Below are 11,800 nucleotides of genomic sequence, written 5' to 3'. Positions count from 1 at the left end.
ATGCGTTTACTTGGCCGCGACCAGCGCCTTGGTCATGTCCAGCATACGATTGGAAAAACCCCACTCGTTGTCGTACCAGCTCAGCACCTTCACCAGCGTGCCGCCCATCACGCGCGTTTGAGTGGCGTCGTAGATGGAGGAGTGAGCGTTGTGGTTGAAGTCGATCGACACCAGTGGCTTGGTATTCACCGACAGGATGCCCTTCAGCGGGCCATGGGCAGCGTCGTTGATGGCCGCATCGATTTCTTCCTTGGTGGTGTTGCGGGCAGCGACGAAGGAGAGGTCGACCACCGACACGTTGATGGTCGGTACACGCATGGCGAAGCCGTCCAGCTTGCCGTTGAGTTCCGGCAGCACCAGGCCCACCGCGGCGGCGGCGCCAGTCTTGGTCGGGATCTGCGAATGGGTGGCTGAACGGGCGCGGCGCAGGTCCAAGTGATAGACGTCGGTCAGTACCTGATCGTTGGTGTAGGCGTGGATGGTGGTCATCAGGCCGTGCACGATGCCAATCTTTTCGTGCAGCACCTTCGCCAGTGGTGCCAGGCAGTTGGTGGTGCAGGAGGCGTTGGAGATCACCTGGTGGCTGGCGGTGATCTTGTCGTCGTTCACGCCGAACACGAAGGTGCCGTCCACGTCCTTGTCGCCGGGGGCGGAAATGATCACCTTCTTGGCGCCAGCGGCGAGGTGCGCACCGGCCTTGGCCTTGGAAGTGAACAGGCCGGTGCATTCCAGCACGACCTCAACGCCCAGCTCGCCCCATGGTAGCTTGGACGGGTCGCGTTCCGCGCAGACCTTGATACGGTCGTCGTTGACGATCAGGTCGCCGCCGTCCACCGAGACCTCGCCCGGGAACTTGCCATGGGCGGTGTCGTACTGGGTGAGGTGCGCGTTGGTCTCGGCATTGCCGAGGTCATTGATCGCGACGATCTGAAATTCGTTCGTGCGACCTGATTCGTACAGCGCGCGCAGAACATTGCGGCCGATACGACCGTAACCGTTGATGGCGACCTTGATGGTCATGAGACAGCGTCCTCTGAAGTGATGACAGGCAGCAAAGCGACGGTCTAGTAGGGCCGCCGAAACGCGCATTTTAGCCCGAACCGGGGCGATCCCTCATCCGATGTCATAAAGGCTATGGCAAGATTCTCGGCTTGCCACCAAGGGGGTCGTCATGCGTTCCATCTGCCGTCTTGCTGCTGCCTTGTTCACGACCCTCGCCATCGTGCCGGCTGCGCAGGCATGGGGGCCGCTGGGGCATAGCGTAGTAGCCGAACTGGCCCAGCGCCATCTCAGCCCTGCGGCCGAGGCGGAAGTGGAACACCTGCGCGCACTCGATCACACCAAGTCGCTGGCCGACATTGCCAGCTGGGCGGACGAAATCCGCAACGATCCCAAGCAGCAGGATCTATGGAACAAAACCCGCCCTCTGCATTTCATCGATTTCCGCAGCGGTGATTGCATCTATACCCCGCCGCGCGATTGCAAGGATGGTCAATGTGTCGTTGAAGCCATTTCGCACTACATCGCCATTCTGAGTGATCGCAGTCAGACGGATCAGGCCAGGTTGCAGGCGTTGAAGTTCGTGGTGCACTTTATTGGAGATATTCATCAGCCGCTGCATGGGGGTTACAAGGACGATCTGGGCGGCAACAAGTATCAGGTGCAGTTCCAGGGACAGGGTACGAATTTGCACCGGGTGTGGGATTCGGGTTTGCTGAGTACGCGTCAGCTCGGTTGGAAGGCGTACGTCAATAGGCTGGATGCGCAAGGCGCCATGCAACTGCCTCCGCCGATGGCACCGTACGATAATGCCGCGGCGCAATGGGCGGAAGAATCCTGCCGCATCAGCCACGATATCTATCCGAGCGGCCACGTGATCGACCAGGCCTACATCAATGCCAAACTACCGGTAGCCGAAGCCCGCTTGCGTGAAGCGGGCCGGCGTTTGGCGGAGGTTTTGAATCTGGCGTTGCAGAATGGGTGATAGGTTACGGGCGTAACGCAGCTCGATCCGCCGCTTCCCAAATGATGCCAAAAGTGGATGAGTTCATCGGGGTTTTGTTGAACGGGGCTCTCCATATAATCGCTCGGTGCGTTCTGTGCCTTTGCCGCGATGCTGAGGCTTGCTGCGCAAATCGCGCTGAGTCCGACGCTTGCGATGATTGTGAGGCGGCTGCGTATCTTCCCGTTTTGCCATGAATGCTTTGATGTCATGCTCGATCTCTCTCGATGGGCAATGATGCCGTGATGTACCACGGCAACGCATCGTATGGCTACGTTTTGTTTATGTAAGTCAGCGAATCCGTAGTGCTTTTCTGAGGTGATGTAAGCGTTGCGCGGGATGCGTCCTATCGCGTTCATGCAGTTCTGCTAGTCTGGTACGACAAAATTTGAAATCTGCATCATGGCTACCGAAACACAATGCCGTCGTACCAAGATCGTTGCCACCCTGGGTCCCGCTACCGATGCGCCGGGCATGCTGGAAAAAATCATCGTCGAAGGCGTGAATGTGGTCCGACTCAACCTCTCCCATGGTCAGTCCGATGATCATCGGGCCAGAGCCGTGGCCGTACGCAAGGCGGCTGAGAAGGTCGGGTGTGAGGTAGGTGTGCTGGCTGATCTGCAGGGGCCGAAGATTCGCGTTGAGCGTTTCGCCAATGGCCCAGTGGAATTGCGCGACGGAGATGCCTTCGTGCTCGATTGCCGGGTAGATGCTCCGCCGGGCGATGCGAGCCGCGTGGGCGTCAGCTATCTTGGATTGCCGCAGGATGTGAAAGCCGGCGACGTGTTGTTGCTGGACGATGGCCTGGTGGCGCTGACCGTGCTTGAGGTTGTCGGCTGCGAGGTGCACTGCCGGGTATTGATCGGCGGTCGCCTTTCCGATCGCAAGGGTTTGAATCGTCAGGGCGGTGGTTTGTCGGTGTCGGCGCTGTCGGAAAAGGACAAGGCCGATATCAAGCTGGCCGCCGAGATCGGCGCGGACTTCCTCGCGGTATCGTTTGTACGCTCCGCGGCGGATATGGAGCTGGCGCGGCACTTGTTGGAGGAGGCCGGCGGCAAGGCGTCGCTGGTGGCGAAGATCGAGCGTGCCGATGCGATTTCGGTGCTCGGTGAAATCATCGACGCGTCCGATGTGGTGATGGTGGCGCGCGGTGATTTGGGCGTGGAGATTGGTGACGCCGAACTGCCTGGCTTGCAGAAGAAGATCATTCGCGAAGCCGTGCAGCGCAACCGTGCGGTGATTACGGCGACGCAGATGTTGCAGTCGATGGTGCGCTCTCCCATCCCCACGCGTGCCGAAGTGCTCGATGTGGCCAATGCCGTGATCGACGGCACCGATGCGGTGATGTTGTCGGAAGAATCGGCGGCCGGTGCACATCCGGACAAAGCCGTGGCTGCCTTGCGTCGCATTTGCCTGGGAGCGGAAAGCCAGTTCGAGTCGAAGGAAGACTTGACCACGGCCGGTCATCGCCTGGATCGCACCGATCAGGCCATCGCACTGGCGGCCATGCTGCTGGCCAGCGAAGTGAAGGCGCGTGCCATTGTCGCTTTGACCGAATCAGGTGCAACGGCGCAATGGCTTTCGCGTTATCGCAGCGCGGTGCCGATTTATGCGCTTTCGCCGTTCGAAGATGCGCGTCGGCGCATGCTCATGCTGCGTGATGTGCAGCCGGTGAAATTTACCCATGACACCCTGAATCCAGGGGTGTCGGCACGCGAGGCAGTGTTGCAGTTGTTTGCAGCAGGCAAGCTGGCCGAAGGCGATCGCGTCGTGCTCACACATGGCGATCATATCGGTCGCGGCGGTGGCACCAATACGTTGAAGTTGCTTTCGGTAGGTGCCGACGGCGTGGTGGAAAGTTTGCGTGATCTCTAAGCCCCCTCTTAACCCGCTGCGCAGGTGTGCCGCGGGTTAGCTAGACTTAGGGCCGTCCCCAACCGCGATACATCGGAGGTATGTCATGCAGGCCTTGACTCGTTTCGGCCAATCCTTACTGGTGGCCGCTGTCCTTGCCGCCAGCATGCCCGCCATGGCCCAGAAAGCGCGTCGTGTAGCACCGGAGCAGCTCTCCAACGACTGGATTCTCATCAACAACCGCAAGGAAGGTATCCAGGTTGACGTACCCAACAGCGGTGTGAACCTCTACAAGCCCGGCTGTGTGGCGGTGACCTATACCATCGGTTCCGATGGCATCCCCATGAATATCCAGGTTGCCAAGGTGACGCCGCGGAGCGATCTCGGCAAGGCAGCGATCAGCGCAGTGTCCAAATTCCGATACGGTCCATCGCTGACCAATAAGCACGAAGACCCGGTCTCCACGTATTACATCGTCCCGTTCAACTCCCCAGGCGACAAAACCCGGCAGGCCGCCATGATGGCTCCCTGCAAGCTGCCAGGCTACGGCTAGAGCTGATCGTAAACTGGCTCTGCCCTCGATTCGGCCGGTCACGGACGCCGGCCGACCGGTTGGGGCTATAATCCCGCGTTTTCAACCTGACCACCCGCATGGGTGGCACCCTTCTCTTGCGGCCGTATGCCGCCAAAGTTTTACGGAGTCGTCCAATGAGCATTGAAGATCTTGAGAGCATCGCCCTGGCGATGGTCGCGCCTGGCAAGGGCATCATCGCCATCGATGAGTCGACCAACACCATCAAGAAGCGCTTCGAGGCGGTCGGCATTGAGAACACCGAAGAGAACCGTCGCGCCTACCGCGAGCTGCTGCTGACCGCGCCGAACCTCTCCGATCACATCTCCGGAGCGATCCTGTACGACGAAACCATCCGCCAGTCCACCAAGGACGGTGTGCCGTTCACTCAGGTGATGAAGAAGAACGGCATCATCCCAGGCATCAAGGTCGACAAGGGCCCGGTGCCGCTCGCAGGCTTCCCCGGTGACGTGGTCACCGAAGGTCTCGACGGCCTGCGCGATCGCCTGGCCGAGTACGTCAAGCTCGGTGCCCAGTTCGCCAAGTGGCGTGCCGTCATCAACATCAGCGAAGACAACCCCAGTTCCTCCACCATCGAAGCTAACTGCCATGCGCTGGCCCGCTACGCCGCGCTGTGCCAAGAAGCTGGCCTGGTGCCGATGGTCGAGCCGGAAGTGATCATGGACGGCGACCACAGCATCGAAGTGAGCTACGAAGTGCACGAAGCCGTGCTGCGCAGCCTGTTCAATGCTTTGTACGAGCAAAACGTGCTGCTGGAAGGCACTATCCTGAAAGTCAGCATGGTCATCTCGGGCAAGGATGCGGGAGAGCAGGCTAGCGTAGAGGAAGTGGCCGAAGCGACCGTACGTGTATTGAAGACCACTGTGCCGGCTACCCTGCCAGGCGTCGTATTCCTCTCTGGCGGCCAGACTGACGAGCAGTCCACCGCCCACCTCAATGCGATGAATCGCATGGGGCCGCATCCGTGGCCACTGTCCTTCTCCTACGGCCGCGCCATGCAACAGGCCGCGCTCAAGCTGTGGTCGAAGGACATGAAGGTCAACTACGCCGAAGCCCAGAAGACCGTGGCTGCCCGCGCCAAGGACAACGGCCTTGCCGCACTGGGCCAGTGGAAGGGCTGATCATCGTTTCAGCCGCCGCTTGAAGGGCCAACAGAAAGGGCCTCGTCGGGCGCCCTTTCTTGTTTCTCTGGCTTTGGTTACGCGACGGCGATCAGAAGCGGTATTCGCCAGCGACCATGACGGCATGGATCTGCAACGGCACACAATAAACAAATCACAACGGACGCCTATAACGACAACTGGACGACAGATAGCCAACGATCGGCGACAATAAGTCCTTTTGCGCCTGCCCCGGAGATAGACCTGATGACTTCCCGTCGCGAACTCGCCAACGCCGTCCGCGCCCTGGCCATGGATGCTGTGGAGGCAGCCAATTCCGGCCACCCCGGCATGCCGATGGGCATGGCCGACATCGCCGAAGTGCTGTGGAACGACTTCCTGAAGTTCAACCCCGGCAACCCGAGGTGGCCCAATCGCGACCGTTTTGTGCTGTCCAACGGCCACGGTTCGATGCTGCAGTACGCCCTGTTGCATCTCACCGGCTACGACCTGCCCATGGCTGAGCTCAAGCGTTTCCGCCAGCTTCATTCCAAGACCGCCGGCCATCCGGAAGCCAGCGAAACCCCAGGCGTGGAAACCACCACCGGACCGCTAGGCCAGGGCTTGGCCAATTCGGTCGGTTTTGCGCTGGCAGAAAAAGTCCTGGCGGCGCATTTCAACCGCCCGGGCCACGCCATCGTCGATCACCACACCTACGTATTCCTGGGCGATGGCTGCCTGATGGAAGGCGTTTCGCACGAAGTCGCCTCGCTGGCAGGTACCTGGAAGCTGGGCAAACTGATCGCCATCTACGACGACAACAACATTTCCATCGACGGTGAAGTGGAAGGCTGGTTCACCGACGATACCGCCAAGCGTTTCGAAGCCTACGGTTGGAATGTCATCGGCGTGGTGGATGGCCACAACGCTGACGCGGTGAAGAGGGCGCTGGAGCAAGCGACTTCGCAGAGCGAAAAACCCACGTTGATCATTTGCAAGACCATCATCGGCTTCGGTGCCCCGAACAAGCAGGGCAAGGAAGAAAGCCATGGCGCCGCGCTTGGCAAGGCCGAAGTGGCCGCTGCCCGCGACATGCTCGACTGGCGCTATGCGCCGTTCGAAATTCCTACCGACATCTACGCTGGTTGGGACAAAAAAGTCGTCGGCGCAGAGCGCGAACAGCAGTGGAACGATGTCTTTGCGAAATACAAAGCGGAGCATCCGGAACTCGCTGCGGAATTCAGCCGCCGCATCGCTGGTGAACTGCCGGCCGATTGGGCGGAAAAGTCGCAGGCGTATATCGAAAAAATGCAGACCGAAGGTCCGGACGTGGCTTCGCGCAAGGCTTCGCAGATGACACTGGATGCCTTCGGTCCGCTGCTGCCGGAGCTGGTCGGCGGTTCGGCAGACCTGGCAGGTTCCAACCTCACCATGTGGAAGGGCAGCAAAAACATCACTGGCCCTGATGGTAATTACGTTCATTACGGCGTGCGCGAGTTCGGCATGAGTGCGATTGCCAATGGTTTCGCATTGCACGGCGGCTTCCTGCCGTACGACGGCACCTTTCTGGTGTTCTCCGATTACGCCCGCAACGCTGTGCGCATGAGCTGCCTGATTCCGGCACATGTTATTCACGTCTACACGCACGATTCGATCGGTTTGGGCGAGGATGGTCCGACCCACCAGCCGATCGAACACCTCGGCTCGTTGCGTCTGATCCCGAACAACCGCGTGTGGCGTCCGTGCGACGTGGTGGAATCGGTGGTGTCCTGGAAGGCCGCGATCGAGCGCAAGAATAATCCATCCTGCCTGATCTTCTCGCGCCAGACGCTCAAGCATCAGCAGCGTACGCCGCGGCAGGTATCCGACATCTTGCGTGGTGCGTACGTGCTTTCCGATCCGGCCGATACCCAGTTCAAGGCGATCCTGATCGCTACAGGTTCCGAAGTGGAATTGGCGATGGAAGCGGCCCGCACGCTGGCACAGCAGAACGTGCCGGTGCGCGTGGTGTCGATGCCGTGCACGGAAGCGTTCGATGCCCAACCGCTGGAATACCGCGAAGGCGTGCTGCCAGGCTGGTGTCGTGCACGCGTGGCGGTGGAAGCCGCTAGCGTGGACTACTGGTTCAAGTACGTTGGCCTAGATGGTGAAGTGGTTGGCATGACCACCTTTGGCGGATCTGCGCCGGCGCCGGCCTTGTTCGAGCACTTTGGTTTCACCGTTGGCCACGTGGTGGATGCGGTGAAGCGCGTCATCGGTTGATCGAAATGCCCCGCTCTCTTCGGAGGGCGGGGCTATCCTGCGTTACCCCAATCTGCGCGCTAGCTCAAAGACTGGCGAGCGTTGTGGCGATACCAAAGCTGACTGCCATGACCGCAGCCATCGCCATGCATGCACTGCCAAGGCGAATACGTCGCGCGTCAATGCGCGGAACCAAGCGCCAGAGTGCCAAGACGCCGACTACCATCGAAAGCGCCTGGGCTACGCGAAATCCGTTGTTGTGGATCAATGGGCTGAACGGCCCATGTTGTATGCCGAGATGTGCGGCAACCACCCCGCAAACCAACATAACGAAAAGGCCCCAGATCAGGCAGGCCAGATAGGTGCGGTTGAACACCACGGTCGTGCCTTCGTTCCAGCGTAATACGACCCAGGCAATCAAGCTAGGCACAACCGCACCCACGCTGCTGATGATCACCCACCAGATAACGCTGCTGAGCAGCGCAAGCACAACCGTCATGGGGTTTCCTTGAAGCCAAAGCGACGCATCAGTTTATCCATCAACCAAGCCGGGCCGACAAGCAGGTAAGCAAGGTCGGTAAGAAAGCTTGGCCGACGCCCTTCGATCAGATGGCCAATGAACTGGCCGATCCACGCCACGACGAATACGCCGATGCCAATTCGCAGCAGCGTCGACGGGCCGTAGTGCTGAAACGCCCAGAAGCAGCTCAAGGCAAAGATCGCCAGCACCATGAGCAATGCGGCGCCGAGCCGATGCGAATGTTTCCAGTACCAGGTGAAGGACAGCACGATCGCCAATACCGCCCAGGAGCCGGGGCGAAACCATGCCTCCGGCACGGGAATCGTCCACATCATCGCGATGGCACTCCACACGATCAGTGGGACGCAGATCCAGTGCAGTAGCCGGTTGATGGGATGCTGGTGATCGCGGCTGTAGCTGTCGAGCCAGTCGCGCATGTTGCGGGTGCCTGGTTCGAACGTTGCCATCAGTGCGCGCTACGTTTGGAGAAGAGACTCAATACTAGTACGTCTACAACGGTCAATGCGATGTCGAGGATGGCGAGGCCAAGGGTAAGCCAGGCATTCATCAACTCAATCCAGGGTGATGCCAGCGAGACGCTGCAACGCCTCGGTGTATTTGGCGGCCGTGCCGGCAATCACGTCCGCCGGCACATGCGGGCCGGGTGCCTTCTTGTTCCAGTCCAGCGTTTCCAGATAGTCGCGCACAAACTGCTTGTCGTAGCTCGGTGGGCTGATGCCGACCTGGTACTGATCCGCTGGCCAGAAGCGCGAGGAATCGGGTGTCAGCATTTCGTCCATCACATACAGCTTGCCGTTTTCATCCGTGCCGAATTCAAACTTGGTGTCAGCGATGATGATGCCGCGTTCAGCAGCATAAACAGCGGCCCATTTGTAGATGGCCAGTGTGGCGTCGCGAATTTGTTCGGCCAGCTCCTTGCCGACGGCAGTCACGACGGTGTCGAAGCTCACATTCTCGTCGTGGTCACCTACGGCAGCCTTGGTCGATGGTGTAAAGATCGGTTCCGGCAACTGCTCGGCCTGATGCAGGCCCGCTGGTAGCTTGATGCCGCACAGCAATCCGGTGGCCTGGTAATCCTTCCAGCCCGAGCCGATGAGATATCCGCGTGCAATCGCTTCCACCGGCACCGGTTTCAGTCGCTTGGTGACCACGGAACGCTTGCTATACAGCGCAAGGTCCGAATCCTTTGGCAGGACTTCATCCAGTGGGGCATGCATGAGATGGTTGGGCATGATGTGTGCGGTCTTGCCGAACCAGAAATTGGAAATCTGGGTAAGCATTTCGCCCTTGCCTGGAATCGGATCGGGCAGCACCACGTCGAAGGCGGACAGTCGGTCGGTGGCGACGATCAGCAATCGCTGGCCGGGCAGGGCATGGACGTCACGCACCTTGCCGCGATGGATCAGTTCCAGGCCGGGCAAGTTCGATTGCAGCAGGGTCGTGGGCACGGTGCGCTCCGGTAGATCGACAAGCGGGCTATTGTAACGGCCTACGCCTGAGACGCTGCTAGAATCGGCGTCTTTATATCCATCTGTTGCCGATGCGAACCGTACTCCTCGCGGCACTTGGTCTGACCGGTGCCTTGTCAGTGCTTGCCACCGATATGCCACCCAAGCCGATGCGCTTGGGTTTGTGCGCGGCCTGCCACGGTGAAACCGGCATGGCGCAGATTCCCGGCGCGCCGAATTTGGCCGGTCAACGGCTGGATTACCTGCGCAAGGCATTGAAGGATTACCGCGACGGCAGTCGCGATGTACCACTGATGCGTGCGGCGATCGGTCCGGTGAGTGATGCCGATCTGGATCAGCTCGTACGCTGGTACAGCGCACAGCCACCCCAACCACAGGCCGCCACGACGCCATGAGCTACATGTACACCTTCTGGTTCGCCATGGCGGGCCTGTTGTTTGGCCACGACCTGGTAGGGGCTGGCGTGGGAGCGATTGTCGGCTTCGTGCTCGACAACCTGCGCTTCAGCCAGCGTCGAACTGCGACTCCCGAATCTGGCGGCTATGTGTCCCCGCTCTTTGCGCTGCTGGGGGCGATCGCCAAATCCGATGGCCGCGTTTCCGAAGCGGAAATAGCCATCGCCGAGAGCGTGATGGCGCGCATGGGGCTGGACGGGAACGCGCGTCAGCAGGCCATCAGTGCGTTCAATGTGGGCAAGCAACCCGAGTTCGATGTCACCGGACCGATCAATGCACTGCGCCAATGGGTCGGCCTGCGTCGCGATCACGCCTTCCCCGTGCTGGATGTGGTGATTGAAACGGTGCTGGCCGGAGGCCATCCGCCACCCGAAAAAATGGCGATTCTCCGCCAGCTTGCTTCCGCCTTGCGGGTCAGCGATATGGAGCTGATGGCCCTGATGGCGATGAAGGGTTATGTCTGGCAGGGCACGGCCGGTGCACGCGGTTATGGTCATGGACCGGGCGGCTACGTGCCACCGCAACGCAATCCGCAGGGGCCAGATCCTTACGCGGTGCTTGGCGTTGCACGCGACGCGGATGACCGTGCCATCAAGCGCGCCTATCGAAAGCTGATCTCCGAGCATCACCCCGACCGCCTCGGCGACCTGCCCGAAGAGATGCGCAAGCGCGCCGAGGCCCGTGCCAGCGAAATCAATGCGGCGTACGAGCGGATCAAGGCGGAGCGTGGGTTCAAGTAAGGGGGGAGCGGGGAGTGCCAGTCCTTGTAAAATGGCGGTTTCGCGCCTTTGTTGAAGCGTTTCCGACCTTTTGCCATTCCCGTTTTATAGGCCCGCCATGAGCAAGCAATCCCCTGTCATCGCCCCTTCCATTCTTTCCGCCGATTTCGCGCGACTGGGCGAGGACACCGCCAAGGTGTTGGCCGCCGGCGGTGACTGGGTGCACTACGATGTGATGGACAATCATTACGTACCCAACCTCACCATGGGGCCCATGGTGCTGAAGGCATTGCGCGATTACGGCATTACCGCACCGATCGATGTGCACTTGATGGTGAAACCAGTGGATCGCATCGTGCCGGATTTCGCCAAGGCCGGCGCAACCCGCATCAGCTTCCACCCAGAAGCCACCGAGCACGTCGACCGCACCCTTGCCCTGATCAAGGATTCCGGTTGCGAAGCAGGGTTGGTCTTCAATCCCGCCACGCCACTGAACTGGCTCGATCACGTACTCGACAAGCTTGATTTGGTGCTGATCATGTCGGTGAACCCGGGCTTCGGCGGGCAGACATTCATCCACGAAGCGCTCAACAAACTGCGCGCGGTACGCCAGCGCATCGATCAAAGCGGTCTACCGATCCGCCTCGAAGTGGATGGCGGTGTCACGGCCGACAACATCGGTGAGATCGCGGCAGCAGGCGCCGACACCTTCGTGGCCGGATCGGCCATCTTCGGCGCAGCCAATTACCAGGCCGTGATCCACAAGATGCGTGCTGCCCTCGACGGCGATACTTATTCAGCGTTGCCTTAAAAGAAAAACCCGGTGC

General features: G+C 60.2%; 12 protein-coding genes. 8 read left to right on the top strand and 4 right to left on the bottom strand.

Features of this window, described 5'->3' with window-relative positions; translation table 11 throughout:
• Positions 1 to 6 precede the first annotated feature (6 nt).
• Complete coding sequence (gene gap, locus EO087_RS06430; RefSeq protein WP_128898149.1) at positions 7 to 1,020, bottom strand: type I glyceraldehyde-3-phosphate dehydrogenase; 1,014 nt, start codon at positions 1,018 to 1,020, stop codon at positions 7 to 9.
• A 151-nt stretch (positions 1,021 to 1,171) separates the two neighbouring features.
• Between gap and EO087_RS06425 the strand changes: the two genes are divergently transcribed.
• The 5 genes from EO087_RS06425 to tkt all read left to right on the top strand — a co-directional run bounded on the left by EO087_RS06425 (position 1,172) and on the right by tkt (position 7,810).
• Positions 1,172 to 1,984, top strand: a complete 813-nt coding sequence (locus EO087_RS06425) for a S1/P1 nuclease (protein ID WP_128898148.1) — start codon at positions 1,172 to 1,174, stop codon at positions 1,982 to 1,984.
• A gap of 420 nt (positions 1,985 to 2,404) precedes the next feature.
• Positions 2,405 to 3,877 carry a pyruvate kinase gene (gene pyk, locus EO087_RS06420; protein WP_128898147.1) on the top strand — a complete coding sequence of 491 codons (1,473 nt, stop codon included), beginning with the start codon at positions 2,405 to 2,407 and terminating at the stop codon, positions 3,875 to 3,877.
• An 85-nt stretch (positions 3,878 to 3,962) separates the two neighbouring features.
• Complete coding sequence (locus EO087_RS06415) at positions 3,963 to 4,409, top strand: energy transducer TonB (protein WP_128898146.1); 447 nt, start codon at positions 3,963 to 3,965, stop codon at positions 4,407 to 4,409.
• Positions 4,410 to 4,564: 155 nt separating this feature from the next.
• Positions 4,565 to 5,569, top strand: coding sequence for a class I fructose-bisphosphate aldolase (locus EO087_RS06410; protein ID WP_128898145.1), 1,005 nt, complete (start codon positions 4,565 to 4,567; stop codon positions 5,567 to 5,569).
• A gap of 246 nt (positions 5,570 to 5,815) precedes the next feature.
• Complete coding sequence (gene tkt / locus EO087_RS06405) at positions 5,816 to 7,810, top strand: transketolase (RefSeq protein WP_128898144.1); 1,995 nt, start codon at positions 5,816 to 5,818, stop codon at positions 7,808 to 7,810.
• Between the two features lie 64 nt (positions 7,811 to 7,874).
• On the opposite strand, the gene EO087_RS06400 is transcribed toward tkt, so the two are convergent.
• The 3 genes from EO087_RS06400 to EO087_RS06390 all read right to left on the bottom strand — a co-directional run bounded on the left by EO087_RS06400 (position 7,875) and on the right by EO087_RS06390 (position 9,778).
• Positions 7,875 to 8,288, bottom strand: coding sequence for a hypothetical protein (locus EO087_RS06400; RefSeq protein WP_128898143.1), 414 nt, complete (start codon positions 8,286 to 8,288; stop codon positions 7,875 to 7,877).
• The gene (locus tag EO087_RS06395) at positions 8,285 to 8,776 is read right to left on the bottom strand and encodes an Mpo1-like protein (protein ID WP_240669150.1); all 492 of its coding nucleotides are present in this window, start codon (positions 8,774 to 8,776) and stop codon (positions 8,285 to 8,287) included. The genes EO087_RS06400 and EO087_RS06395 overlap by 4 nt, the downstream gene beginning before the upstream one ends.
• 105 nt (positions 8,777 to 8,881) lie before the next feature.
• Positions 8,882 to 9,778: a phosphoribosylaminoimidazolesuccinocarboxamide synthase gene (locus EO087_RS06390; protein WP_128898142.1), complete on the bottom strand. Its 897-nt coding sequence runs from the start codon at positions 9,776 to 9,778 to the stop codon at positions 8,882 to 8,884.
• A 92-nt stretch (positions 9,779 to 9,870) separates the two neighbouring features.
• On the opposite strand from EO087_RS06390, the gene EO087_RS06385 reads away from it, so the two are divergent.
• From EO087_RS06385 to rpe, 3 genes are all read left to right on the top strand, one after another.
• Positions 9,871 to 10,194 (top strand): c-type cytochrome, encoded by a 324-nt coding sequence (locus EO087_RS06385; protein ID WP_128898141.1) that lies wholly within the window; start codon positions 9,871 to 9,873, stop codon positions 10,192 to 10,194.
• Positions 10,191 to 10,994 (top strand): co-chaperone DjlA, encoded by an 804-nt coding sequence (gene djlA / locus EO087_RS06380; RefSeq protein ID WP_128898140.1) that lies wholly within the window; start codon positions 10,191 to 10,193, stop codon positions 10,992 to 10,994. The genes EO087_RS06385 and djlA overlap by 4 nt, the downstream gene beginning before the upstream one ends.
• A gap of 97 nt (positions 10,995 to 11,091) precedes the next feature.
• Positions 11,092 to 11,784, top strand: a complete 693-nt coding sequence (rpe, locus tag EO087_RS06375; protein ID WP_128898139.1) for a ribulose-phosphate 3-epimerase — start codon at positions 11,092 to 11,094, stop codon at positions 11,782 to 11,784.
• Positions 11,785 to 11,800 lie beyond the last annotated feature (16 nt).

This window comes from Dyella sp. M7H15-1 (assembly GCF_004114615.1).
GTDB lineage: Bacteria > Pseudomonadota > Gammaproteobacteria > Xanthomonadales > Rhodanobacteraceae > Dyella_B.
The sequence above is the reverse complement of the archived record's forward strand: the minus strand, read 5'-3'. Positions and strand labels throughout refer to the sequence as shown.